Below are 24,715 nucleotides of genomic sequence, written 5' to 3' on the forward strand. Positions count from 1 at the left end.
AAAGTCACTCGAGCAAAGGAACCACGCGATGACCGCTGCCCAGAATATCGACCTGCCGACCGTGCTGGCCGAACGACTCACCACCACCCACCCCGACGTGCTGCGCGAGCTGCTCGCCACGTTCATCCACACCCTGCTCGGGGCCGAGGCCGACGCCCTGTGCGGCGCCGGATACGGCGAACGCAGCTCTGAGCGGACCAACCAGCGCAACGGCTACCGGCACCGCCAATTCGACACCCGCGCAGGCACATTGGATCTGGCGATCCCCAAGCTGCGGCACGGCTCCTACTTCCCCGAATGGCTGCTCGAACGCCGCAAACGCGCCGAACGCGCCCTGACGACCGTGGTCGCGACCTGCTACCTGCTCGGCGTCTCGACCAGGCGGATGGACAAGCTCGTCGAAACGTTGGGCATCACCAGCCTGTCGAAGTCGCAGGTGTCGGTGATGGCCAAGGAACTCGACACCGCCGTCGAGGCCTTCCGGACCCGGCCCTTGGACGCCGGCCCGTACACGTTCGTGGCCGCCGACGCCCTGGTCCTCAAAGTCCGCGAGGGCGGGCGGGTGGTCAACGTGCACGCCCTGATCGCGGTCGGAGTCAACGCCGAGGGCCACCGGGAGATCCTCGGTATCGACCTCACCACCGCCGAGGACGGTGCCGGCTGGTTGACGTTCTGGCGGTCGTTGACCGCCCGCGGCCTGTCCGGGGTCAAGCTGGTCACCAGTGACGCGCACGCCGGGTTGGTGGCCGCGATCGGGGCCACCCTGCCCGGCGCAACGTGGCAGCGCTGCAGAACGCACTACACGGCCAATCTGATGTCTCTGACCCCGAAGTCGTCGTGGCCGTGGGTGCGCACGCTGCTGCATTCGGTGTTCGACCAACCCGACACTGAATCCGTTGCCGCACAATACGACCGGATCATCGACGCCCTGTCCGACAAGCTGCCCAAGGTGGCCGACCACCTCGAAGCAGCACGGCCGGACCTGCTGGCGTTCACCGCGTTCCCCAAGCAGATCTGGCGCCAGATCTGGTCGAACAACCCCCAGGAACGGCTCAACAAGGAGATCCGCCGCCGCACCGACGTCGTCGGCATCTTCCCCGACCGCGACGCCCTGATCCGTCTCGTCGGCGCGGTACTGGCCGAACAACACGACGAATGGGCCGAATCCCGGCGCTACCTCGGCCTCGACGTCCTGAGCAAATCACGCACCGTCAACGACACCCCGACCGAACAGGAGGCCACCCACGCGGCACTGACCGCCTGAACCATCACATCGAAGAATCACACGACGACGTCGTACACCACGTCCATGGACTTGACCTGTCGTCGCCGCGACGGTTTCCGCCTCGATCCTCACCGACCGGCACATCGAGCTGACCCCGGCCTACACCAGCGGTCCCAAACTCCGCGACGGCGATCTGATCGGGTTGGGGAACACCAGGACGCCGGTCGAATTCGACCGGACCCTGGCCATGATCGACAAGCTCGGGACCGCCCTGAGGGGCGACGCCAATGGTGGTGGGCCGCTGGGTGATCTGGTGAATCTGGGCTCCCAGATTTCGGCGGGCAACAGCGATCAGATCAAGTCGACCTTGACCAAGTTGTCCGAGGCGCTAAAGGTCGGCCCCGACGGTGGCGCACAGACGCAGAAGAACCTTCAGCAGATCATCCGCAGTGTCTCGGATCTGACCCAGTCGGCGGCCGACAACGATGCGGCCATCCGCACGTTCGGCGCCAATGTGCACCAACTCAGCGACATCCTCGCCGACCAGAACCTGGGATCAGGGCGCACCGGTGCAAAGGCCAACGAGATCCTCCAGCAGGTCAGCGATCTGCTGAATCGGCACCGTGATCAGCTCAAGGGTGCGTTCGGTGACTTCAACACGATGGTCACCTCGCTGGCCGACAACAAGCGTGAGCTGACCGAAACCCTCGATGTGCTGCCGTTGACGCTCGACAACTTGTACAACGTCCTGGACCCGGTCGGCGGTAGTGTTCGCGTCCACCTGCTGACCGACAAGGTCATCTTCAACAACAACCTGAACAAGGAACTCTGCAACCTCATGGGCCTGAAGCAACTAGGTTGTGCGACAGGCACATTGCAGGATTACGGGCCTGATTTCGGGCTCAGCTCGATGCTGGACCTGATGGGCAACGGCATCGGTCCGTCGGGCCAGGGTGAGCCACCCAAACCCGGTGCTTCCGCGGCGACCCCGGCTCCGGCGCCGCCCGCACCCGCGGCGGGAGGGCCCACACGATGACTGTGAAATCGGTGGCGCGCGGCGCACGCTGGGCCGGCGCGCTGGGCGGTGTCCTGCTGATGACCGGCTGTGCCGCGGGCCTGGACAGCGTGCCCTTGCCATCCCCGGGGTCAGGTGGGCCGACTTACAACTTGAATGCCGTGTTCACCGACGCGCTGAATCTGCCGTCGAAGGCGAAAGTGCGTTTGTACGGCGCGGATATCGGTGAAGTCACCGGGATCGAGGCCCAGGATTTCACGGCCAAGGTGGCGATGAAGATCCGCAAGGACGTGCCGCTGCCGGTGGGCAGTACGGCTGAATTGCGTTCTGCCACACCACTGGGCGACGTTTTCCTGCAGATCCGCCCACCCAGCGACAAGGCTGACGGCGGTGCGCTGTTGCACAATGGCGACACCATCCCGCTGGCGTCGACTGCTTCCGCACCGACGGTCGAAGAACTGCTCAACTCACTGGCCATGCTGGTCAACGGTGGTGCCGTCCGCGCGTTGACCACTGACGTCAACGGGGCCGGCCGCGTGGTCGGTGGCCGCGGGGAGAAACTCGCCGGCCTGATCGCGGAGACCAACCAGTTCCTGTCGAAGATGTCGGCGCGCTCGGCGCAGCTCGACTCGACACTGCGCAGCACGTCGAACATGGCCGCCGAGGTGGCCAATCACCAGCAGAGCATCGATTCGGCTCTGTCAGCCGGCGGACCGGCACTGGCGGTCATCTCCGACAACACGACTCGCATCATGGATGTGATCGACAACGTCGGCCGGATCACCCGGCAACTGTCCAAGTTCCCCTCGATGCAGGGCACCGACACCCGCAGCGTCATCGCCGATGTCAACAAACTGTCGCAGGTCTCCAACGACATCACGCTGGATCCGAACATCACGCTGACGGCGTTCAACCGGCTGATCGGCGTCGTGGTCAAGTCGACGAATTCGGCTGCGCTGCATGGACGTGCGTCCGTCGAGAAGATCGCGATCGGTGCCCTGCCCGACAAGAACTACGCGGGCGACCCCGGTATCCACGGCCCTGACGGCACCGACTGGCATCTGATGATCGGCAGTCTGCGATACGAGTGGAACATGCTGCTCGGCCGAATCAACGGGCCGGACCGCCCATGATCAGCCTGCTGAATTCTGTACTGGCGGTGGCCATTCGCATCATCAAGGCGGTCGCCAGCCGCAAGGTGGTGCTCGCGCTGTTCGGCCTGGCGCTGACGGCGTTGGTGTCTTTCGGTTACATCGCGATCGACGGACTGCGGTTCAACCCGTTCCACCGGACCATGGCGATCCGCATCATGCTGCCGGAATCCGGTGGGCTGCTGGCCAACCAGGACGTCACGTTGCGCGGCATCCCGATCGGTCACGTCTCGGCCGTCAATCTCACCAGCAACGGCGTGGAAGCGATCGCGACCGTCGACAGGTCGGCCCACATCCCCACGGACAGCCCGGTGCGGGTGTCGGGTCTGTCGGCGGCGGGTGAGCAGTATCTGGATTTCCGGCCGGACCACGGTGGTGGCCCGTATCTGGTTGACGGCGCGGTCATTTCGGGCAAGCAGGCCAGTATTCCGGTGACCCTCCCACACATCATCGACCATAGCCGCGGCGCGCTGGCCCAACTCGACGCCGACAAGCTCGGCAAGATGTTCAACGAGTTGCACGTGACAAAGGACGGCCCGCGGAAGCTGGCCGCGATCCTCGACGGTGCCAGCTTGCTGGCGAACACCGTCGACTCGGTATTGCCGGAGACCACCAGCATGATCCGCACCACGCGGGTGGTGTTCGGCACTGTTGCTGACGTGCGCCCGGGTCTGCAGGCCACGACCAAGAGCCTGGAGGCGGTGCTCGGGGGTGTGAACAAGATGGACGGGGGCTTCCGAACCCTCGTCGATCGTGGTGAGCCGCAGTTGGCCACGCTGGACAACCTGATCGCGGACAACCGTCAGAATGTGGTGCAGATCCTCGGGAACCTGACCACGGTGTCGCAGATCATCTATCAGCGCATCCCAGCGCTGCAGTACCTCTGGCGGCCCGACCGCGACCCGTTCATCGATCGGTTCGCCACCGTCGTGCACGACGGTGGGATCTGGGCACTCGGCGATATCTATCCGAAGTACCGGTGCGACTACGACCTGCCGCGCCACGCGCCGACCGACGCGAGTTTCCCCGAGCCGTACAAGTACACCTACTGTGAAGACCAGGACCCGTCGCTGTTGGTTCGCGGCGCCCGCAATGCGCCGCGGCCGCCGGGTGACGACACTGCCGGTCCGCCGCCGGGATACGACCCACATGCCGTGACCGACAAGACGCCGCACTACCCGGGCTACACCATTGACACCCCATACGGCGGCCCTGTGATGCCGGTGCCTCTGCCGAACTGATGGGCCACGAGATACGCGAGAAGTGATGAGTAAACGAACTGCCAGTGCTGATGTCTTCGATCAGGTGCAAGACACGGAGACCGAACCCGCCGAAGCGACGGATCAGTCCGTCGAGGCCGATGCTGTCGATGTCACGGAGGCAGACGCTGCCGAGACCACGGAATCGGCCGCTTCGGAGTCGAGGCGCCGGGTGGGACCGGCCGCTGTGGTGTGCGCGTTGCTGTTCGCGGTATTGATAGGGGCACTGGGATTTCTGGGTTGGCGGCAGTACGACCAGTACCGGGTCAACGCGGCGAGTGAGGCTGCACTGCAGGCTGCCAAGGATTACGCAGTGGTGCTCACCACGTTGGACGCCAAGAACATCGATGAGAATTACCGCAAGTCGCTCGACGGCGCGACCGGTGAGTTCAAGGACGCCTACAGTCAGGGCGCGAACCAGTTGCGTCAGGTGCTGATCGACAACAAAGCGTCGGGGACGGGCATCGTTGTCGCCGCCGCGGTGAAGTCGGCGACGCCCGACAAGGTCGAAGTGCTGCTGTTCGTCGATCAGTCGATCACCAACGCCAACAACCCGAGCCCGCGCATCGACCGCAATCGCATCGACATGACGATGGAACGCAGCGGTGACCGGTGGCTGGCCAGCAAGGTCGAAATCCTGTGACCGCCAAGGAAGCTGACGTGGCAGACGACGTCGAAACCGTGGATTCCGAAGCGGCGCAACCCGAGACTGCCGGGTCCAGGACGTACACCATTCGTCGCTCGATCTGTTGGGCCGTCATCGCCGTGGTGATCGCGCTCACCGCCGCAGCCGGCACCACCGGGTGGCTGGTTTTCGCCCAGCACCAACGCGACGCCGAGGCCTCGCAGGCGCTCGACGCGGCGCGCAGTTATGCGGTCACTTTGACCACGACCGACCTGAACACCATCGACAAGAACTTTGCCGATGTACTCGGCGGCGCCACGGGCAAGTTCAAGGACACCTACAGCAAGGCCGCGGCGACCATGCGAAAGATGTTGATCGACAACAAGGTCAGCACCACCGGTGTCGTCGATGACGCCGCGGTCAAAGCAGTCCGGGGCGACGACGTGGACGTGCTGCTGACGGTGAAGCAGGACGTCACCAGTGCCGCGGTGAAGGACAAGAAGACCGATTACGTCAGCGTGTCCATGACGATGCAGAAGGTGGGGGATCGATGGCTTGCTGCCGAGGTGATGCTCGCCGGGGCGGACGGTAAACGTGGCAAGTAGATTCCGGGCGTCGTTGGCAGCTCTGGGCGTTGCCGCCGGCTGCCTCACCGCTGCACCGGCCGCTCACGCGGCGGTTGACAACTTCTGTGCGGGGCTCGGGGCGGTCTGGGACGGCGGCGCCTGCACCGCGGTGGTCAAATCCCAGCGTGAAGCGGAAATGCTGCTGTCGCTGCGGATTCCGGCCGAATTGATCGACAACCCGACTGCTGGGCCGATACTGCGTGACTACTACACGCGGCTGTTCAATGGGTGGCGAGCTACCGGCAACACCACGCCGCGGGACAGCAGTGCCCGCGCCGACTACGAGATCATTCCCGGTCCTGGTGGGCTGCAGTCCGTGGTGGTCCACGAAACGTTCGAACCGTTCGGTGTGCAGGCCAACAACGCCTACCGGTCGTTCCTCTTCGACATGAACTCCGGCCGCCGGCTGTACCTGCCCGATCTGTTTCGGCCGGGAGTCAATGCCAATCAGGCGGTTTCGGCTGCCGCCGCACCCATCCTGCCGCCGATTCTCGACGCGGTACCGCCACCGCACACCCCGGGCACCTACCCCTTCACGGTGCCCGAATTCCAGCCGGACAGCGCCGGCCCGGGCTATTCGGGCAACTACCGTGCGTTCGCGCTCACCGGAGATTCACTGCGGTTGTACATGCCGGATCAGCCGATGATGCGGGAAGAACCCACACCGCCGGGGCAGCGCGTCTGGTCCATGGACGGTGGCACCGTGGTGGCCAACGTGCCGCTGTCTGCGCTTGCGGGTCAGCTGAAGCCGCAGTACGGCGGCTGAGGGCCCACTGGTCGGCGGCGAACCACGGCGAACCCTCGGGCGCGGACGCACTGCTTCGGCAATTGTCAACTGGCGGAGTGGGCTTGGCGACGAAGGTGCCTGCGCACGACCGTGCGCACGACGCGGCGCCGGGTACGGGCGAGCGGACCGGTCGCGTGGATCTTGTGGGCGAACCGTTCTCCCGACTCCTGTAGCCGGTCTGTGACATCGTCGATGTCGGTATCGACGAGGGTGTGGTGCCGTTTGCGCCAGCGCCCGGCGACCATGACCGCTTCGATGTTGGCGATGCTGGCGTGCAGCGCCGCGGTGACCGGGTCATGGGCCGGCCACAAGTTCAGTGCCCGGGCGTCGATCACGACGATGTCGGCTTGCATCCCGGGGGAGAGGTGGCCGACTTTGTCGGCCAGGCCGAGGGCACGCGCGCCGTGGACGGTTGCCCATGACAGCGCCTGTTTGCTGGTGAGCCCCGCAGTGGGCGCGCCCATGCCGGTGCGGTGGAATTCCTGCTCGTGGGCCAGGCCTCGTTGGCGGGCCAGGGTGATGCGGGCAGCGGTGAGAACTTCACCGGATACGGCCGTTTCGGTGTCGGTGCCGAGCGACGGCGCTCCGCCGGCACGCACGAGTTGTTCGGTGATTGCCGTGCAATGTCCTTGACCCAGTTCGTTTTCCGGCGTGGTCGTGAACGTGACTCCGGCGTCGGTGAGCTTCTTTGCCCAGTCGTCGGTCAGTCCGGTGCCGTGCACGATGTTGGCGTGTGGACCCCACAGTCCGGCCGCGCCGACCGCGCTCCAGCCGGGTCCGGGCGTTCCGGCGCTCTGGTGCATCGATGCGGTCACGCCGCGTTCGAGGGCAGCCCGGAGGTCCGCGATCACCACGTCGGAAGCGGACAATTGCGGCCCTTTGATCGCCATTCCCGCGGTCAGCAGTGCGCTGTTGGCGATGGGACCGCTGAGGAGGCGGTCGACCTCGGACACGTCATGGGGTTTGGTGGGGCCGCCGTGAGGTGTGCCGTGAAAAAAGACCGCGCGGATGCCGGCAACGTTCAGGGCGTCGACGGCGGCATCGGCGTGCTCCGGCGTCAGGCAGTTGTGGCACCAGTCGCCCACGGTAGTTGTACCGCAATTGATTTGGTTCAGCGCGCCGGCCAGCGTCCCGATGTGCATGTCGTCGGGGCCGTATCTGCGGGCGACGTGACCGTGAGTGTGGGCCAGGTATTCCAGCAGCGACCAGTCTCCGCCGACGAACCGGAGCGCGGACTGCCACGTGTGCAGGTGGGCGTTGACGAGTCCGGGGATGACGATGTGGTCTTTGAGGTCGACAACGTCGGCGCCGGCCGGATCGAGGCGGTCGCCCATCGCCGCGATGCGCTCGTCCTCGACGAGGATGTCGATGCATTCAGTGTCGGGGCGATGCGGCGCCATGGTGATCACCTGTGCACCGCGTATCAATATTCGGCTCACCGTTTCTCCGATTCTCGGGCTGGGAGGCTCGCCATCGACGGCGCCCTGATGCCATAGGCGCCTCTGGGCACCCCGACGACACTATTTCTGGACACACCGTATCCATTAATGTGTCCGCATGTCAACGACTGCTTCGGCTGACCGCCGCCGGCACGTCGGAGTCGCGCCGGCTGTCGGCATGTCAGGCCTCGTCGAGCAGCTGCGCCAGGCCGTTGAGGATCAGTTCCAGTCCTAGGCCGAACTCGCGGTCCAGGCCGACCGGCAGGTGAGCGGCCACCGCCACGGTGGCGGGGTAGGACTGCGGATCCTGGGCGCGCCAGGTTTCTGGGAGTTCGGCGTCATCATCGCTCGGGTGCTCACCGAGTTGGATGGCGAATCCGAGGACAAACCGCGCCACTGTCGCATAGGCCTGTGCGGCCAGCTCGGAACCGAACCCTGCATCCAGCAGTGCTACGATCATCACTTCACGCTGCAGCATTGCGTTGGGCCCCATGGGAATTCGCTCTGCCAGCAACCGCGCGACGTGTGGGTGGGCGTGAAAGACTTCGAACAGCTTGCGTGCGGCCGATTCGACGGCCTGTCGCCACGGCATTTCGCGTATCGCCGCCGCGTCGATATCGGCCTCGCCGAGCACCGTGTCGATGACATGGGCGACGAGTTGTGTACGCGATTTGAAATGCCGGTACAGGGTGGCGGTACCCGAATCCAGGCGCTGGGCCAGTGTCCGCATGGACAGTGCCTCGGCGCCGTCCCGATCGACGATCGCGATGGCCGCGGTGATGATGCGCTCCACCGGCACCGCGGGACGCCCTCGCGACCGTTGGGTCGATCGCTGTGCGGGTTTCGAAGTCGAGGTCACTGCCCCAGTATCACCGATCCTTGACAGGCGGCATAATTACGGCAACACTGTATCCATTATGAACCTTCGCGATATCGATGTTCACGCGGACTCGCGGTTCGCCACCGTCGACGGCATGCGCATTCACTACAAGCGCTCGGGGACGGGCCCGACCGTAGTGCTGCTCCACGGCAGCGCGTCATCGCTGTACGGGGTGGAGGCGGCGGCGCAACGTCTGGCGGGCTCCTTCGACGTGATCCGGTTGGACCTGCCCGGTTTCGGCGTCACGGGGCCGCGCCCCGACCGCGACTACCGTGTCACCACGTACGCCGGGACGCTCGCCCGCTTCTTGGCCGCCATCGGTGTCACGCGGTGCGCCGTGGCCGGTAATTCCCTGGGCGGCAACATCGCCTGGAACCTCGCGCTTGATCGCCCCGAGCACCTGGAGCTCACCGGCTTGGTTTTGATCAACGCCACCGGCTACCCGGACAAGGCACTACCGGCAGCGATGGCACTGGCGCGCAATCCCATTGTGGGCCAATTGCTGCGACGGTTCATGCCGCGCCGCGCCGTCGAGCGCAGCCTGCGCCAGGCCGTCGGACCCAATTCCGGCATCGTCGACGCTGTGATGGTCGAGCGCGCACACCGGTTGTGGAACAGGCCCGGTAACCGCTCGGCGTTCGTCGATTTCCTCTGTACCGACCAACCCGACCGCAGCGGCGAGATTCCCCACGTCAGCGTGCCGACCCTGGTGCTGCGCAGTGTGGACATGGACGGCCAGCACTTCACCAGCGATATCACCGACAGCATCGAAAAAGTCCATCCCGATGGCGGGCACCTGCTCCCCGAGGAAGACCCCGCCTGGGTGGCAGACGCGATCGCTGAATTCCTGAAGTCCCTCCCAGCCTAGGAACACCGAATGAAGTACTTCGTCGCGGCCGGAGAAGACCGCCGACTCGATTCCGCCGCGCGGCGCACTTTGCGTGGCGACTACATCCGATTATCAGACGGCATAACACATTACGAGCTGGCAGGGCCTGACGGCGGCGACGTCGTCGTGCTGACCGGCGGGCTGACCATCCCGTTGTTCTACTGGGATGAATTGGCCGCCGAGTTGCATGACCGTGGGCTACGGACCCTGGCCTACAGCGGCTACGGGCGCGGCTACTCCGACCGTGTCGTCGCCCGTTACGACGAGGCGCTGTTCGTCCGCCAACTTCGCGAACTCGTCGAGCATCTCGACCTCCCCACCTCCTGCCACGTGGTGGGCACGTCGATGGGTGCGCTGATCGCCATGGCGTACGTGGGTCAACACGTCGACAGGACGGCGACTCTGACGCTGGTGGGTCCTGCCGGGCTGAGCCGTCGACCCGTCGCCCAGAAACTGTTGCTGGGCAACGATATCGCGGCCGGCGTCGTGGCCACGCGGTTCGGTCGGCACTTCCTCGAACAGCATCTTGGACACAACGTGGCAGAGGCCAACCGCGCCGCCGCGCTGGCGGCCATGATCGGCGACGCGTCACGATACGAAGGTTCGATCTACGCTCTTTTCGATACGCTGCAACACTTTCCGTTGTTCGATCGCGCCGAGCTCTACCGGCACACCGGAACCCTTCGCCTGCCCACCCAACTGATCTGGGGCCGCGAGGACCACGTCACCCCGATCAGCAGCCTGGACTACGTCCGTGAACTGCTCCAGCCCAGCCAATGCCACGTCATCGAAGACTGCGGCCACATGGCTCCCTTCGAACGTCCCCTCGTCGTCGCCGACCAACTCGCGACCTTCTACAGATCGGCTTGACCCATGACAACAACAACCAGCACCACCGACGTCTTGATCATCGGCGCGGGGCCCGCCGGCACCGCGCTCGCGATCGACCTCGCCCGCCGCGGCGTGGCAGTACGCCTCGTCGACAAGGCGCCACATTCCTTCGACGGGTCGCGCGCCAAAGGCATCCAGCCCCGCACCCTCGAGGTCCTCGATGATCTGGGTGCCCTGCCCGACATCATCAACCAGGGCGCCCTGTACCCACCGATGGGAATCCACCTCGGCCCGATCACCATCCCTTTCACGATGATGGCCAAAGGAAAGCGCGGCCCCGACGTCCCGTACCCCGATACCTGGCTCATCCCGCAGAACCGCACCGACCGCGCACTGCACGCCCGGTTCGAAACCTATGGCGGCCGTGTCGAATTCGGCACCGAGCTGACGGAGTTCACCGATCACGGCACCCATGTCGCGGCGCGCGTCACGACCGCCGACGGCGATGAGGACATCACCGCGCGGTACCTCGTCGGCGCCGACGGCGGCGCCAGCCGGGTCCGCAAGGTCCTCGGCGTCGAGTTCAGCGGCTCCACCGACGAGGCCGACCGTATCCTCATCGTCGACGCCGCGGTCTCGGGTGGGCTGTCGCGCAAGTACTGGCACGTGTGGCCCGGCATCAAGGGCCGCTTTGTGGGCGCCTGCCCGCTGCCGCACAGTGAGACGTTCCAGTGGATGATCCGGCTCGCGCCGGACGAACAACCGCCGCAAGACCTGGCGCAGATCAACGCGCGCATCCAAGCCCACACCCACAACAAGCGCCTCGTGTTGCGAGACATCCAGTGGCAGTCGGTTTTTCGGCCCAACATCCGTCTGGCTCAGAACTACCGCCGCGGCCGCGTCCTGCTGGCCGGTGACGCTGCTCATGTGCACACCCCCGCCGGCGCCCAGGGCCTCAACACCGGGATCGGCGACGCCTACAACCTGGGCTGGAAGCTCGGCCAAGTCCTGGCCGGAGCAGACGAGCGACTCCTCGACACCTATGAACAGGAACGCCAACCCATCGCTGCGGGTGTGCTCGGGCTCTCCACCAAGAAATACGAAGGCATCGGCAAGTTCGACCCCTCGAGCATCCGGCGCGGTAAGGACGAAAAACAACTCGCCCTGACCTACCGCGGCGGGCCACTGGCGCCGCCGGCCGCCGGCCGCACCGCGACTCTGTGCGTCGGTGACCGCGCGCCGGACGCCGACCTCGTCACTGCGGACGGACGCCGCGTGCGGCTGTTCGACGCCTACCGGGGACCGCATTTCACCGCGCTGGCCTACGGTCGGCACGCCGCCGACGCGTTGGCGGCACTCGGCTGGCCCGACAACGGCGCGCGACTCGATCGCGTCATCGTCGACACCGAAGGACGCGGCGGCCCTGACGGCGCGCTCGGTGACCCGACGGGAGAATTCGCCAGGATCTACGGTTTGACCCGCGACACGCTGGTGCTCATTCGGCCCGACGGCTACATCGGCCACATCGCCATTCACAACATCGCCGAAACAACCCGCGCCGCTGTGCAATCCATGACGCCGCACATCGTGCCCTCAGCGCCGTCGAAGCAGTCATGACCGCGAGCGCCGAGGCACTTGCGTCGGATGGTCAGAACCTCAGGCCCAGTGGCGGCGTGGCCACCGTGCTACTGGCGTATGCGCTCGCCGTCATCATGGCCGGCACCACCTTGCCCACCCCGATGTACGCGCTGTACGCCACCACCATGGGCTTCACCGTGCTCACCACCACGATGATCTATGCCGCCTATGCCGGCGGGGTACTGGCGGCGCTGGTGATCTTCGGGCGCTGGTCCGACGCAATCGGTCGACGACCGGTCCTGCTCGCCGGGGTCATCCTCGCGGTCGCCAGCGCCGCAACGTTCCTGGTCGCCGACACCGTGCCCGCACTGGGGGCGGCACGGGTGTTGTCCGGATTGTCCGCCGGACTCTTCACCGGCACGGCCACCGCAGCGATCATCGAAGCCGCACCGCCGAAATGGCGTACCTGGGCCGCCGCGACCGCGACCATCGCCAACATCGGCGGTCTGGGCATCGGGTCGCTGCTGGCCGGGGTTCTGGTCCAATACGGTCCGGCACCGTTGCAGCTGGCCTTCGTGATCCACATCGTGTTGGCGGCGGTGGCCGGCCTGTCGATCATATTGGTACCCGAAACATCTTCCAAGACAGGATATCTCGGGATGCAGCGACTGCGACTTCCTGTCCAAGTGCGAGCCACGTTCGCCCTCGCGGCGATCGGGACATTCGCGGGATTCGCGTGCATGGGGCTGTTCGCCGCGCTGGCACCATCGTTCCTTTCGACCGTGATCGGCGTCGACAACCATGCCGCAGCCGGGGCAGTTGCCAGCTGTGCCTTCCTCGCCTCAGCAGTCGCGCAGGTAGCGGCGAACCGCATGCAGCCGCAACGCGCGATGCCATTGGGCTGCGCAACACTGGTGATCGGCATGATCGCCTTGACCGCTGCTCTGGTAACCACATCACTGGCCGGACTCGTCTGCGCGGCCATCATTTCGGGTGCGGGACAAGGCATCAGCTTCAGCCGCGGCCTGGCTGCCGTCACCGAGACCACTCCGGCCAACCGGCGGGCCGAAGTCAGCTCAACGTTGTTCGTGGTGGCCTACATCGCTATCTCCCTACCCGTCATCGGCGACGGCCTGGTCGCCGACCGCTGGGGGCTGCGCAGTGCCGGCATCGGCTTCGCCATCGCGGTCGGCGTGCTCGCCGCCGGCTGCCTCATCGCGCTACTAACCCGGCAACCAAGCCGCGCACGGCGGTGAGAGACGCCCACGTCTTGTCAAAGTGCTCGGGCGGGTCCTGTCAATCTTCGTTGCCTGGCGACGCCTGGTCGCCTTGCGCCGTCGCGGGCGGGTAGCGCTGGAAGACGAACACCTGACCACCGATTCGAATGGTGTCGCCGTCGTGGAGTTCGGCCGTCGCGCGGATTCGCTCTCCGTTGACGTGAACCCCGTTGGCGGACCCGAGGTCGGTGATGATGTGCGTAGTGCCGGCGTTGTTGATGACGGCGTGGTGTCGGCTCACCTTGTCGTCGGGCACGACGAGGTCGTTGTCGAGGTACCGGCCGATGCGGGTGGCCGACCCGGTCAGGGCGTGCACGTGATCGTCGGCATCGCGCAGAATCGCGGTGACGCCTTTGACCGGGATGGTGGCGCCGGGTTCGAATGCGATGATCGTCTGAGCGACGTACTGGGCATTGCGTTGTACGTCGAGCGGTTCCTGGCGCAGCACTTGTTCATACAAGGTACGCAGTGCCGGCGCGGGGTCGATGCCGAGGTCGTCGGACAACGCTTTCTTGAGTCGGTGGTAGGTGTCCAGCGCGTCGGATTGGCGGTCGGTGAGGTAGTACGCCGTGATGAGTTGAGTCCACAGCGGCTCGCGGTAGGGGTGTTCGCGGACCAGGGTTTCGAGTTCGCGAACGATGGTATGGGCACGGCCACAAGCGATTTCAGCCTGGGCGCGTGCCGTGTGTACCAGGATCTTGTCCTCGGTCAACTCATTGCGCAACGCATCGGCGAAGGCGAAGTCGCGAAGGTCGTCGAGGACGGGGCCGCGCCACAGGCTCAGTGCAGTCGAGAGGTGCGTGCTGGCCGCTTCGAAGCGTCCGGCGGCCACGGCGCTGATCCCGGCCTGTTGCTCCGTGGCGAATCGGGCCAGATCGCTTTGTGTGGTGGTGATTTCGAGTCGGTAGCCATGGGGCGCGGTGGACACGACGGCGTGGGCGTCGACGCCCGCCTCGGTGATGATGCGGCGCAGATTCGAGACATACGCACTCACGGAGATGCGCGCGGCGGCGGGGGGTTCGTCCTCCCAGATTGCGGTGATCAAGTCGGCAGCGCTGACCGCGCGGTTGGCGTTGATGATCAACTTGGCAAGTACCGCGCGCTGTTTCGGCGTACCCACCTGAAGCGGTGTGGACCCGATGGTCACCTGCAGTGGACCCAGCACGCCGAACTGGATGTCGGGTTCTGTTCCGGTCCGCTGCGGCGCCGGTGGCGCCGGTGCGTGGCCACCCATCAGTTGCTCCTCACCTGGCCGAACCTATCCAATCGCACGCGTAGAGCGTTCCACACCCTGCGGACCCCGGCCGGTGGAATCAGGCACAGGATCACGGCACCGCCCGCTGTGCGCTGCCGCCATCGGATCAGAACGATTTCAAACACCGCGCGGGGGCGCACGGATCGTCGCCTTCCTGCAGGTCGGAATAGATTCTCGCGGTGGCCCTTCCGAATCGCGGATGACGGTTCGGCGCCTCTGACGCACCCGGTTCCGCCGAAACCGAGTGTTACGTTGCGGGCCATTCACGCAGGTCTGCAGGGGAAGAAAATGGTATCGGCACCGCCACGCGGTTCTGGCGTGCTCCGCTCGAGCGGAGCGCCCACAACAGCACGTCCGCGCACATCGGCCGTCGCCGAACGTCCGCGACGCGATCGTCGTGAGCTGGCCCGTACCGCGCTGCTGGCAGCGTTGCCGCTCCTGAGCCTGATTGCAGTGGTGGTCGGGTGGGACGCCGCGGTACGGCTCGAACTGTTCTCGGCCCGACTGCTACCCGCGCCGGCCACCGTCGTGCACGCCGCTCGTGAGATGTACAGCGACGGAACGCTGCTCACCGATGCGGCCGCGAGCTTCCGTCGAGCTTTGCAGGGATTCGTCCTTGGATCGGTGATCGCCATCGTGGTCGGCACCCTGACGGGCCGGTCGCGTGTTGCCCGGGGCCTCTTGGAGCCGGTGATCCAGATCGTCAGGCCCATCCCCGCGATTGCCTTGGTGCCGTTGGCGATTCTGTGGTTCGGCATCGGTGAGGAATCCAAACTGTTCCTCACCAGCCTCGGCGTCTTCTTCCCGGTCTGGGTCAACACGCACGCCGGCATCGCCGCGACGCGCGACGACTATCTGCGGGTGGCGGCATCACTGGGCGCACCAAAGTTCTTGACGTTCACCAATGTGGTGTTGCCGGGCGCGTTACCGTCCGTGCTCACCGGCCTACGCCAGGGCATTGCGACATCCCTGATCCTGATCGTCGCCTCCGAGCAGTCCGGTGTCACCGAGGGGCTCGGGTTCCGGCTCGACCAGGCGCGCCTGTTCAGCCAGCCCGACCGCTTGTTCGTGTGTCTGGGTGCCTTGGGCATTGTCGGGGCGCTCGCCGATCAGCTGTTCCATCAGGCAACCCGTCGCACCGTGAGCTGGGCGAGGGAGCAGTCGTGACGGCCGGCGACATCGAGGTGGCGTCGTTGACAGTGCGGTATCCGGGCGCGGATCGCCCCGTCGTCGACGGCCTCGACCTCACCATTGACTCCGGTGCGTTCCTGGCGATCCTCGGACCGTCGGGTTGCGGCAAGTCGACCCTGCTGAACGTCATCGCCGGATTTGTCCGCCCGACAACAGGTTCGGTCACGTTCGGGGGAGAGCCGGTCACTGGACCGGGACGTGAACGGGGCGTCGTGTTCCAGCGCGACGTCCTGTTCCCGTGGGCCACGGTCGGCGCCAACATCGGTTTCGCGCTGCGTGCGGCGAAGGTACCGCGGGCGCAGCGCCGCGGCCGGATCGCCGACCTGATCAGTGCGGTCGGCCTGGCGCCCGACGTCGTGCACAAACGTCCACATGAACTCTCCGGCGGGATGCGCCAGCGCGTCGGTATCGCCCGCGCCCTGGCGAACAGTCCGCGAGTGTTGTTGATGGACGAACCATTTGGTGCGCTGGACGCCTTGACCCGGCAACAGATGCAGGATTTGGTGGTCGAGCTGTGGGAGCGCGACCGGCCGACAGTCGTCTTCGTCACGCACGATGTCGACGAAGCCATCCGCATCGCCTCCTCGATTGTCGTGATGGACCACGCCGGCGCCATCGCCGACCACCTCACCAACCCGCTACCGCGACCCCGGCCAGCCAGCCGCCTCGGCGAATTCGACGACTACGCGGCACTGCGCCGCCGACTGCACGACCTGCTGCACGGACATCAGCCCGCCATCACCTTGGGAGAACACGGATGAAACCACATCGGAAACTTGCCGCGATAGCCGTTGCCGCACTGGCGGTTCTGGGTGTCGCCGGCTGCAGCAGCTCGGGTAGCAAGGACACCGCTGCCGACTCACTCACCGTGGCGTGGGTGGTCGACCCGTCATGGGCGCAGGTGCCGGTGGCGAACGACCTCGGCTACTTCAAGCAGCACGGGGTCAACGTCAAGATCGTCCCCTTCCCGACCGGCGCCGCGGCGCTGGAGGCACTGGCCGGCGGCGCCGTCGACGTGGCCAACGGCGGTGACGTGCCGACATCGGCTGCCGCACTGAAGAATCCGCACCTGCGCGTGTTCGCCGACGGGGCGATCTGGCCGGAGGGCCGGTTCGTGGCGCGTCGGTCCGCGGGCATCAACTCGATCGCGGACCTGAACGGCCGCAAGATCGCGGTGCCGCTGGGCAGCAGCGCGCACTACTTCGCGAGCCGGTTCCTGACCGAGGCGAATGTGAAGGCGGACCTGGTGCAGACCGGGCCGGCGGAGATCGTCACCGCGATCACCAATCACAACGTCGACGCCATCGCGGTCTTCCAACCGGCGCTCGCGAAAGCTGTTGCAGCGCTGGGCAGTGATGCCGTCGAGCTGCAGGGCACGCAGAAATACCACCAGCACAGCCTGTACCTCGCCAACGAGGACGTGCTCGCGTCGAAGAAGCAGGCGGTCGGCAAGTTCGTCGCCGCGATCCGCAACGCGGATGCTCCGCTGTCGGGCAAGGATCCCGCCGCCCTCGCCGCCGTCGCAAAGGCAACCGGGCTGGACAACAACCTGATCAACCAGGTGACGTCGGAGTTCAGCTACCAGGTGCATCTGGGCCCCGAACTCGCCGGCGACCTGGCCGACCGCGCCCGCTGGGCGCAGAGCATCGGACGCATCCCCGCCGACCAGCGTATCCCGGACTACCAGAACGTCATTGCCGGATCCTTTGTGACGGCGAGCAATTCATGAGCGGCGTCCATCTCCTCGGTTTGGGTGGCACCATCTCGATGCACCAGACCGCGCAGGGCGCGGTGCCGGTGACCGGAGCGGTGGAACTGTCCGAAACCGTCGCGGGCTTTTCCGGCGCCGAGAGCCTCGCGCTGGTCGGCGGGTCCGAAGTCGACTTCGACCTGCTGGAACGACTGGTCCTGCGGGCCCGGGAACTCGTCGCCGACGGCGCCGACGGCATCGTCGTGACCACGGGAACAGACTCCATCGAGGAGGTCGTGGCCTGGCTGGCCTATCGCGAGAACTGGCCGGTACCAGTCGTGGTCACCGGATCCATGATCCTGGGCACCCGGGCGGACAGCGACGGCCGCGCCAACCTGGCCGACGCGCTGGCGGTCGCATCGGCGGGCGCGGACATCGACCCGGTCGTGGTGTTCGCCGGCAAGATCTTCGATGGCCGTGAGGCCGTGAAGGTTTCGGGTGTCGTGCGGGACGCGTTCGATGCGCCCGGCCGCGGCCCCATCGGGTACGTCGTCGGCGGCCAGGTTCAGTGGCACCGATCCCCGGCCCGCGGCAAGAGCCACGGTGATCCGACCGAACCGATCCAGCCCGTGCCCGTGGTACTCGCCGCCCTCGGTGATGACGGCACGGTGCTCCGTGCCGCGGGGGACGGGCAGCAGGCACTCGTGGTCGCCGCCAACGGCGCCGGTAACCTGCCGCCCAAACAGGCTGCGGCCGTTGAGGAACTCATCAACGGCGGCCGGCTCGTCGTGCTCACGACCCGGGCGGCCGACGGCCGGGTCGCTCCGGTCTACGGATACCCGGGCGGGGTGGCGGGTCTCGTGGAATTCGGCGCGCAACTGGCGGCCGGGATATCGCCGCATCGGGCGCGGCTGCTGGTGACGCTCGGGCTGGCGCAGGGCCGCGACAACGACGGACTGCGGGCGTTGATCGACAGCGAGATTCGGGCATGACGCGCGCTACCGTCGACACCGCCGTGGACCGCCGTGAACTCGTCGAACTCACCACCCGTCTGGTGGCAGCAGGCCAGCCGTGGTGCGAGAACAGCCTCGATGGTCCGGCGCGTCCACCCGAGGAGGAGCGCATCGCGCGCCCGGTGGCAGAGCTGTTGCGCGAGTGGGGTTTTGCCGTCGAACTGATCGGCCGCACCCCGCAGCGGCCGAACGTCGTCGCGACCAAACGCTTCGGTGACGGTCCGACGCTGATGCTCAACGACCACCTGGACACCTACCCGTCCGGTCCACCGAGCCGTTGGCGGGTATGCGCCGGAAACCCGTACTCGGCAGTTGAATTGGACGGGCGGATCTATGCCCGTGGTACGTCGGACACCCGCGCCAACCTGGCGGCGCTCCTGACCGCCGCCAAGCGTATCGTCGACGACCCGCCACAGCACGGGACGCTGCTGGTGGTCCTGACGGTCGACGAGGAACGCAACGGCATCGAAGGGTCCAAGTACCTGGTCGACGAGCACGGCCTGCGTCCCGACGCCTCCATCACGGTCGAGCCCACCGCGTGGACGCAGGACGGCCGCGGCGGCATCGCCCTGGCCGTCGCCCAGACCGGCCACGCCCTGCTCGACATCACCGCGCGCGGGCGGTCCAGCCATATCTGGCGACCCGACACGGGCGTCAACCCGGCGCAGTTTCTCGCCGAATTCCTGACCGAGATCACGGCGAATCCGGTTGGGGATTGGCCGGTTTCGGTAGTTGGCCTGACCGCGGGGGAGGCCGGCATGGCGCAGTTCACGCCGCTGCAGGCGACCGCGCGCGTCGCGGCCGTCAACATCGGCCCCGACGTCGTCGCCGGCCGGCTGCGGGAAGAATTCCACCGGCGACTGACGGCCGCACGGCCCGACGGCATCGAGGTCGACGTCGACTTCGCACCCGGCCCCACCTTCGTCGCGGGCACTGTCCCGCTGGAGGCGGGTGACCCACTCGTGGCCGCGATCACCGGCGCCTACCGCGACGTCACGGGTGAGGACGTGCGCACCTACACCAAGCCGGCGTTCAACGACACGATCCGCTTCCGCCACGTCGGGATTCCGGCGGTGACCTTCGGTCCCGGCGACGACGGCTGGGCCGTCTACGACGAGAGCATCGGCATCGACACCATGATCACGGCGGTGCAGGTGCTCGAAGCCGCGGTACGGGAGTATCTGTCTGCCCAGGCTGTTTGACCGCTGTGATGGCGGGGCATGCCCCGGGTATGCACGAGGTACTCGAACGTGAAAGCAAGTGGGACGTCGACGATCGATTCCGGTTGCCGGATCTCCACGGCATCGTCCCGGGCGCTGACGTCGAGCACGACACCGTCGACCTGACCAGCGACTACTACGACACCGCGGACCGTGACCTACAGGCACACGGTGTCGTGCTCCGTCGCCGCGCCGGTGACGACGACACGGGATGGCAGCTGAAGGTTCCGGCGGCTGACGGCCGCGTGGAACTGCACTGGCCGCCCGCGGATGGACTGCCCGACGCCGCGCGTGAGCTGCTCACGGGGCTGAGTCTGGCCAAGCAGCTGTCCAGCGTCGCGACGATCCACACTGTGAGGAACCGCTACCGCATCTGTGCGCCGGGCGTCGGTGAACTCTGCGCGGAGATCGCCGATGACTCGGTGCGCGCCTGGGCGAACGAACGACTGCTCGCGTGGCGCGAGGTCGAGGTCGAACTCGGGCCCAGCACGGCCACGGTTCCCCGACGCCTCGTCAAGCGGTTGACGGCGGCCGGCGCCCGGCCATCTCACTATCCGTCCAAGCTCGCCCACATCCTGCCGCTCATCCCTCCAGCCGAGCCGATGTCGCCGGCAGCGCGCGCCGTGCAGCGCTATGTGAGCACTCAGATCGACCAGATCGTGGCGGGCGACATCGAGCTGCGTCGGGACCACGATCCCATCCACGACACGCGCGTGGCGATCCGGCGGCTGCGCAGTACGTTGCGGGTGTTCGGCAAGCTGTTGGACCAGCGCGCCGCACCACATCTTGATGACGACCTGCGCTGGTTCGCCGGGCTGCTCGGTGAAGTTCGCGACTGCCAGGTTCAGCAGCGCAGGATGACGGCAGCGCTCGACCAGTTGCCGGACACGCTGATTCTGGGCCCGGTCCGGGCGCGCGTGCGCAATGACCTGCAAGCCACCGAGCTGCCCGCACGGGTCAGGATCACCGAGGCCATGGAGTCCCCGCGCTATCTGGCGATCATGGCTGCGCTGCGGACGTGGCGTACTGCTCCACCCGTGGCGCCGGAGACGAGTACCCACAAGCTGGTCAAGCGGGCACAGAAGGTCCAGCGCCAGGCCGACCGTCGGCTCACCGCGGCACTCGGTGACCGTGGCGGCGACGACGCGATGCTGCATCGCGCGCGAAAAGCGGCGAAGCGGGCCAGATACGCCGCCGAGCTGTGCAAGGACGTGGGCGCGTCGAAGCGAACCGTCAAGCACTACAAGCAGTTTCAATCGATTCTGGGGGATCATCAGGACACCGTGGTCGCGTCGGCACTGCTGCATCGCATGGCCCTGGCGAGCGGAACGACCGCGGGCGAAAACGGCTTTACCTTCGGCCTGCTGTTCGCCCGCGAACAACGGATCGCCGAAGACTGCCGACAGCAGGCGCGAAACCTGTTGTGAATCAGGCCCGCCGGATGAGCGATCGCGTGGCCTTTTCCAGGATCGCCTGCGCTGCAGCCGCGTTGCGCCGCTTCTGGGCGCGGCTGACGGCCGCGGCAATGGTCGAACCCTTCTCGTACGCCGTCACCACCCGGGGATCGACGTACGAGCCACGGGCCACCGCAGGCGTGTTGCCGAGCTGTTCGGCCACCTCACGGAAGACCGCAGTCCGGGCGCGCCGCAGAGCGCTCTTCGTGTCCGGCGGTGCCGCGCCGGCGAATCCGACGGCGGCCAGCACGGTGCCGTGCCACGTCCGCAAATCCTTGACGCTGTACTCCGCGCCGACCAGCTCCTTGAATCTGGTGTTCAGATCCTCGGCGTGCAGTTCTGAGCGACCGGAGTCGGTGCGGCACCACAGGAGTCGCTCGCTGGGTCCCTGACCTCGACGCAGTGCACGGACGACGCGGACCACTTGCCGGTCCGCCAGTTCCAGATGGCGCTGCACGCCGCTCTTGGCCGGATAGTCGAACACCACAGAGTCGGCTCGCACCTCGATGTGCTCGCAGCGCAGCGTGGCCAGCCCGTAGGAATCGTTGTCCTGGGCATACTCCTCGCCGCCGGCGCGGAAGAACCCACGGTCGATCAGGTGCAGGGCGAGTGCGAGTACGCGGTCGCGCTGCAGCCCGCGGCCGGCGAGATCGGCGGCGATCTGGCGGCGCCAGTCCGGCAGAAGCGTCGACAGCTGCAGGACGCGGTCGAACTTCTCCTCGGTCCGTTCCTGTTGCCACACCGCGTGATAGAGGTACTGGCGGCGCCCCGCGGCATCGGCGCCGGCGCCCTGGTGGCCATGGGAGCCGCCACCACCGTGGCGGGCGCCGAACCGGCGCGGGAGAACCCGGCGGGTGCGAATGGTTCGACGACGACGCAGACCGCCCCTCCGACGGCGCCGCTGACCCCCTCGGCCAGCCCGGTCGTCAAGGCGGCCCCGTACGGCGGGAGCTAGCCACAAACGCCGAAAGGCCAATTGCTGCACGCAAATTGCGAAAATGCGGGCAACAATTGGCCTTTCGGCTTTTGAACTCAGGTGCGCGGCATGATCATCACCGGGACCGGTGAATGCCGCAGAATCTTCGCCGCTGCCGACCCGAGGAAAACCCGCGCCGACTGCCCCGCGGCACCCGACCCGAGCAGCAACACATCGCCTGCTGCCCACCCGGTGTTCTCCACGGCCTGCTGCCAATCCCGCCCGCTGCTGACGATCATCTCCACGTCGGGCACGGCCAGATCTTCGCGAACCTTGTTGAGCTGCTTGGTGACATCGTCGGCGGTGCGCTTCGACCACTGCGCGACCACCATGTCCTCGGCACCCGCCTCGAGTGAGGGCCCACCGAACGCCCATCCGGGCCGCACGGTGAACGCCACGATCCGCAGCCGGGCATTCCAGTCCCGGGACAGCTCCGCGGCCGCCCGGACCAATCCGTTGGTGTCGGCCTCACCGCCGTAGGCCGCGGTGAGCCGGCGGATCGGCTCGTGGCTGAATGCATAGCCGCGCGGCGCGATCGCTACCGGCACCTGCGCGGTGTGCACCAGCCGCTCCGTCACGCTGCCGAGGGCCACTCGCCCCAGTAAGCCGGACGATGACGACCCGAGCACCACGGCCCGAGCCTGAAACTCCTGCGCCAGCTCGAGCAAGCCTGTTGGGATGGAACCGGATTCGTGCACCAGCGTCGGGACGTCCGGTCGCCCGGGCAGGCCGTCGACGACGGCCTGCAAGGACTTGGCCGTCTGCGCCTTCACGTGGCGCAGGTACTCGTCCTCGACAGGGTCGTTGCGCGGTGGCCACGAGCGCTCCAGAACCGCTGCCGCGATGACCTTCTCGCCGGTGGTCTTCGCGATCTGCACGGCGAGGTTGATGGGGGCGCTGCCGTGCCGGGACGCGCTGAACCCGGCGATGATCGTCACGCGACAGGCTCCTCGGCGGGAGTCAACGAGATCACGTTGGTCACCGGGATGTTGTATTCGGACCGGGCGCGGTCGACCACATCGAAGCGGTGCCAGATCGACTGTTCCGGCGGCTCAGTCGCGATGACGATCTGGTCCGGATCGAATTCGGCGACGCCGGCGGCCAACGCGCGCAGCGGTCGGTAGTCGCCGAGCTTTCCGTCGGCCTCGAGGTTCGCCGAGCGCAGCGCGGCCAGCGTCTGGTCGAGGCGTTGCTGGGCAAGGACTTTGGTGGCCTCCCAGACGTCGAGGGGGCTGTGCGAGGCGGCCGCGCCGGTCTCGATCGGGCTGACCGGTACGACGACGTGATAGGTCGTGGCGTTGTCGGCGCCGATGGCGCGCAGTTCGTCGAGCAGCTCCGCGGAGCCGACGGTTTCGTTGGCCAGCACCAGCACTCGGTGCGGCCGCTCGGTTGCGGTGACGGGCTCCGGGACCGGCCGGCGGGAGTTGAACCAGCGGTTGGCGAAGAACAGCCCGATCACCACTGCCCAGGACAGCAGGCTCAGCGTCAGGGCCCTCCTGTTGTCGCCGCCCTGGACGAACATCTGCACCAGGATCGCGGTCATCGCCAGCGCGGTGATGATCGACAACACGGGGAACAGCCACATCTTCACTTTGAGCTTGTCGCCACCGTTGCGGTACCGCAGCACGATCTGGGAAATCGCGATCAACAGGTAGACGAAGAGGATGACCGCACCGCTGGAATCCAGCAGGAACTTGAAGATGAAGTCGGGCGAGAAGGCCGAGGCGATGACACCCATGAACCCGATGACCGACGATGTGAGAATGGCGGCGGCCGGAACTCCGCGGCGGGTGACGGAGACGAGCTGGGCGGGTGCCTCACGGCGGGCGGCCAGCACGAACAGCATGCGCGACGCGGTGTACATGCCCGAGTTCAGGCAGCTCAGCACCGCTGTCAGGACGACCGCGTTCATGATGTGGTCGGCGTAGGGGATACCCATCGCGGTGAAGGCCGAGACGAACGGCGACGCGGCGAGCTGTTTGCCGTTCCACGGCAGGATGGTCACCAGCAGGAACGCCGAGCCGACGAAGAAGACCGCGATACGCATGATGACCGAGTTGGCGGCCTTGGCGACAGCGCGCTCAGGGTCGGTGGACTCGGCGGCGGCGATGGTCGCGATCTCGGCGCCGACCATCGAGAAGATCACGGTGACGACACCGACGGTGACCGCGGATGGGCCCAGCGGGAAGAATCCGCCGTGTGAGGTCAGGTTGGAGAAATCCATGGACTTGTGCGGCCACAGACCCAGCACGAAGCACGAGCCCAACCCGATGAACACGATGATTGAACCGCCCCGAGTTTGATGCACACCGGTTTATTGGTGCGCAGCCTCTG

The 24,715-nt window shown here is 66.6% G+C and carries 22 protein-coding genes and 1 pseudogene; 17 read left to right on the forward strand and 6 right to left on the reverse strand.

The features are described from left to right. Positions 1 to 28: 28 nt before the first annotated feature. The 7 genes from EB75_RS06775 to EB75_RS06805 all read left to right on the forward strand — a co-directional run bounded on the left by EB75_RS06775 (position 29) and on the right by EB75_RS06805 (position 6,667). Positions 29 to 1,264, forward strand: coding sequence for an IS256 family transposase (locus tag EB75_RS06775; RefSeq protein WP_073694700.1), 1,236 nt, complete (start codon positions 29 to 31; stop codon positions 1,262 to 1,264). A gap of 163 nt (positions 1,265 to 1,427) precedes the next feature. Beyond that, positions 1,428 to 2,261: an Mce/MlaD family protein gene (locus EB75_RS06780; protein WP_174557637.1), complete on the forward strand. Its 834-nt coding sequence runs from the start codon at positions 1,428 to 1,430 to the stop codon at positions 2,259 to 2,261. After that, positions 2,258 to 3,373: an MlaD family protein gene (locus EB75_RS06785; protein WP_073694701.1), complete on the forward strand. Its 1,116-nt coding sequence runs from the start codon at positions 2,258 to 2,260 to the stop codon at positions 3,371 to 3,373. Before EB75_RS06780 ends, EB75_RS06785 begins: the two co-directional genes overlap by 4 nt. Next, entirely contained in the window at positions 3,370 to 4,632 is a 1,263-nt protein-coding gene (locus tag EB75_RS06790; RefSeq protein ID WP_286150105.1) for an MlaD family protein, read from the forward strand. Before EB75_RS06785 ends, EB75_RS06790 begins: the two co-directional genes overlap by 4 nt. 25 nt (positions 4,633 to 4,657) lie before the next feature. Then, the gene (locus EB75_RS06795; protein WP_073694702.1) at positions 4,658 to 5,293 is read left to right on the forward strand and encodes an Rv1363c family protein; all 636 of its coding nucleotides are present in this window, start codon (positions 4,658 to 4,660) and stop codon (positions 5,291 to 5,293) included. A 17-nt stretch (positions 5,294 to 5,310) separates the two neighbouring features. Then, positions 5,311 to 5,880: an Rv1363c family protein gene (locus EB75_RS06800; RefSeq protein WP_142239470.1), complete on the forward strand. Its 570-nt coding sequence runs from the start codon at positions 5,311 to 5,313 to the stop codon at positions 5,878 to 5,880. Then, entirely contained in the window at positions 5,870 to 6,667 is a 798-nt protein-coding gene (locus EB75_RS06805; RefSeq protein WP_073694704.1) for a hypothetical protein, read from the forward strand. The genes EB75_RS06800 and EB75_RS06805 overlap by 11 nt, the downstream gene beginning before the upstream one ends. A 65-nt stretch (positions 6,668 to 6,732) precedes the next feature. On the opposite strand, the gene EB75_RS06810 is transcribed toward EB75_RS06805, so the two are convergent. Both EB75_RS06810 and EB75_RS06815 read right to left on the reverse strand, forming a co-directional pair. Beyond that, positions 6,733 to 8,127: an amidohydrolase family protein gene (locus EB75_RS06810; protein ID WP_168175995.1), complete on the reverse strand. Its 1,395-nt coding sequence runs from the start codon at positions 8,125 to 8,127 to the stop codon at positions 6,733 to 6,735. 181 nt (positions 8,128 to 8,308) lie between these two features. Then, the gene (locus tag EB75_RS06815) at positions 8,309 to 8,920 is read right to left on the reverse strand and encodes a TetR/AcrR family transcriptional regulator (RefSeq protein WP_217267681.1); all 612 of its coding nucleotides are present in this window, start codon (positions 8,918 to 8,920) and stop codon (positions 8,309 to 8,311) included. 124 nt (positions 8,921 to 9,044) lie between these two features. Between EB75_RS06815 and EB75_RS06820 the strand changes: the two genes are divergently transcribed. Genes EB75_RS06820 through EB75_RS06835 form a run of 4 tightly spaced genes read left to right on the forward strand, consistent with a single transcriptional unit; the run spans position 9,045 to position 13,561 of the window. Next, positions 9,045 to 9,875 carry an alpha/beta fold hydrolase gene (locus EB75_RS06820; protein ID WP_073694707.1) on the forward strand — a complete coding sequence of 277 codons (831 nt, stop codon included), beginning with the start codon at positions 9,045 to 9,047 and terminating at the stop codon, positions 9,873 to 9,875. Positions 9,876 to 9,884: 9 nt separating this feature from the next. Beyond that, positions 9,885 to 10,766 carry an alpha/beta fold hydrolase gene (locus EB75_RS06825; RefSeq protein ID WP_073694708.1) on the forward strand — a complete coding sequence of 294 codons (882 nt, stop codon included), beginning with the start codon at positions 9,885 to 9,887 and terminating at the stop codon, positions 10,764 to 10,766. 3 nt (positions 10,767 to 10,769) lie between these two features. Next, the gene (locus EB75_RS06830; protein ID WP_073694709.1) at positions 10,770 to 12,344 is read left to right on the forward strand and encodes an FAD-dependent monooxygenase; all 1,575 of its coding nucleotides are present in this window, start codon (positions 10,770 to 10,772) and stop codon (positions 12,342 to 12,344) included. Next, positions 12,341 to 13,561, forward strand: a complete 1,221-nt coding sequence (locus tag EB75_RS06835) for an MFS transporter (protein WP_083612032.1) — start codon at positions 12,341 to 12,343, stop codon at positions 13,559 to 13,561. The genes EB75_RS06830 and EB75_RS06835 overlap by 4 nt, the downstream gene beginning before the upstream one ends. Before the next feature lie 40 nt (positions 13,562 to 13,601). Here EB75_RS06835 and EB75_RS06840 read toward each other — a convergent pair whose 3' ends face one another. After that, positions 13,602 to 14,816 carry a BTAD domain-containing putative transcriptional regulator gene (locus EB75_RS06840; RefSeq protein WP_073694710.1) on the reverse strand — a complete coding sequence of 405 codons (1,215 nt, stop codon included), beginning with the start codon at positions 14,814 to 14,816 and terminating at the stop codon, positions 13,602 to 13,604. A gap of 339 nt (positions 14,817 to 15,155) precedes the next feature. Here EB75_RS06840 and EB75_RS06845 point away from each other — a divergent pair, with 339 nt between their 5' ends. From EB75_RS06845 to EB75_RS06870, 6 genes are read left to right on the forward strand one after another with little or no spacing between them, the layout of a single operon-like run. Beyond that, positions 15,156 to 16,004: an ABC transporter permease gene (locus tag EB75_RS06845; RefSeq protein WP_168175996.1), complete on the forward strand. Its 849-nt coding sequence runs from the start codon at positions 15,156 to 15,158 to the stop codon at positions 16,002 to 16,004. Then, on the forward strand, positions 16,001 to 16,789 hold the full coding sequence (locus EB75_RS06850; RefSeq protein WP_073694711.1) for an ABC transporter ATP-binding protein: 789 nt from the start codon (positions 16,001 to 16,003) through the stop codon (positions 16,787 to 16,789). Before EB75_RS06845 ends, EB75_RS06850 begins: the two co-directional genes overlap by 4 nt. Next, on the forward strand, positions 16,786 to 17,757 hold the full coding sequence (locus EB75_RS06855) for an ABC transporter substrate-binding protein (protein ID WP_073694712.1): 972 nt from the start codon (positions 16,786 to 16,788) through the stop codon (positions 17,755 to 17,757). Before EB75_RS06850 ends, EB75_RS06855 begins: the two co-directional genes overlap by 4 nt. Continuing rightward, a complete protein-coding gene (locus EB75_RS06860; protein WP_073694713.1) occupies positions 17,754 to 18,710 on the forward strand; it encodes an asparaginase in 957 nt (318 codons plus the stop codon). Before EB75_RS06855 ends, EB75_RS06860 begins: the two co-directional genes overlap by 4 nt. After that, complete coding sequence (locus EB75_RS06865) at positions 18,707 to 19,933, forward strand: M20 family metallopeptidase (protein WP_073694714.1); 1,227 nt, start codon at positions 18,707 to 18,709, stop codon at positions 19,931 to 19,933. Before EB75_RS06860 ends, EB75_RS06865 begins: the two co-directional genes overlap by 4 nt. 5 nt (positions 19,934 to 19,938) lie before the next feature. Beyond that, positions 19,939 to 21,378, forward strand: coding sequence for a CYTH and CHAD domain-containing protein (locus EB75_RS06870; protein WP_353651648.1), 1,440 nt, complete (start codon positions 19,939 to 19,941; stop codon positions 21,376 to 21,378). Between the two features lies 1 nt (position 21,379). Here the strand turns inward: EB75_RS06870 and EB75_RS06875 are convergent, their stop codons facing one another. The 3 genes and pseudogenes from EB75_RS06875 to EB75_RS06885 form a co-directional block, all read right to left on the reverse strand. Beyond that, the gene (locus EB75_RS06875; protein WP_083612040.1) at positions 21,380 to 22,366 is read right to left on the reverse strand and encodes a site-specific integrase; all 987 of its coding nucleotides are present in this window, start codon (positions 22,364 to 22,366) and stop codon (positions 21,380 to 21,382) included. A gap of 71 nt (positions 22,367 to 22,437) precedes the next feature. Further along, positions 22,438 to 23,319, reverse strand: a complete 882-nt coding sequence (locus EB75_RS06880; RefSeq protein ID WP_073694716.1) for a universal stress protein — start codon at positions 23,317 to 23,319, stop codon at positions 22,438 to 22,440. Beyond that, a pseudogene (locus EB75_RS06885) lies at positions 23,316 to 24,668 on the reverse strand (amino acid permease); the annotation flags it as partial. The pseudogene EB75_RS06885 and the gene EB75_RS06880, both read right to left, overlap by 4 nt. Between the last annotated feature and the right edge of the window lie 47 nt (positions 24,669 to 24,715).

The sequence above is a fragment of the Mycobacterium sp. ST-F2 genome, from assembly GCF_001905655.1.
GTDB lineage: Bacteria > Actinomycetota > Actinomycetes > Mycobacteriales > Mycobacteriaceae > Mycobacterium.

Excerpts from the sequence above, each read along its gene's own strand:
- EB75_RS06775 (WP_073694700.1), top strand. The coding sequence starts at position 29 with ATGACCGCTGCCCAGAATATCGACCTGCCGACCGTGCTGGCCGAACGA.
- EB75_RS06785 (WP_073694701.1), top strand. The coding sequence starts at position 2,258 with ATGACTGTGAAATCGGTGGCGCGCGGCGCACGCTGGGCCGGCGCGCTG.
- EB75_RS06790 (WP_286150105.1), top strand. The coding sequence starts at position 3,370 with ATGATCAGCCTGCTGAATTCTGTACTGGCGGTGGCCATTCGCATCATC.
- EB75_RS06795 (WP_073694702.1), top strand. The coding sequence starts at position 4,658 with ATGAGTAAACGAACTGCCAGTGCTGATGTCTTCGATCAGGTGCAAGAC.
- EB75_RS06820 (WP_073694707.1), top strand. The coding sequence starts at position 9,045 with ATGAACCTTCGCGATATCGATGTTCACGCGGACTCGCGGTTCGCCACC.
- EB75_RS06825 (WP_073694708.1), top strand. The coding sequence starts at position 9,885 with ATGAAGTACTTCGTCGCGGCCGGAGAAGACCGCCGACTCGATTCCGCC.
- EB75_RS06830 (WP_073694709.1), top strand. The coding sequence starts at position 10,770 with ATGACAACAACAACCAGCACCACCGACGTCTTGATCATCGGCGCGGGG.
- EB75_RS06835 (WP_083612032.1), top strand. The coding sequence starts at position 12,341 with ATGACCGCGAGCGCCGAGGCACTTGCGTCGGATGGTCAGAACCTCAGG.
- EB75_RS06840 (WP_073694710.1), bottom strand. The coding sequence starts at position 14,816 with ATGGGTGGCCACGCACCGGCGCCACCGGCGCCGCAGCGGACCGGAACA.
- EB75_RS06855 (WP_073694712.1), top strand. The coding sequence starts at position 16,786 with ATGAAACCACATCGGAAACTTGCCGCGATAGCCGTTGCCGCACTGGCG.
- EB75_RS06860 (WP_073694713.1), top strand. The coding sequence starts at position 17,754 with ATGAGCGGCGTCCATCTCCTCGGTTTGGGTGGCACCATCTCGATGCAC.
- EB75_RS06865 (WP_073694714.1), top strand. The coding sequence starts at position 18,707 with ATGACGCGCGCTACCGTCGACACCGCCGTGGACCGCCGTGAACTCGTC.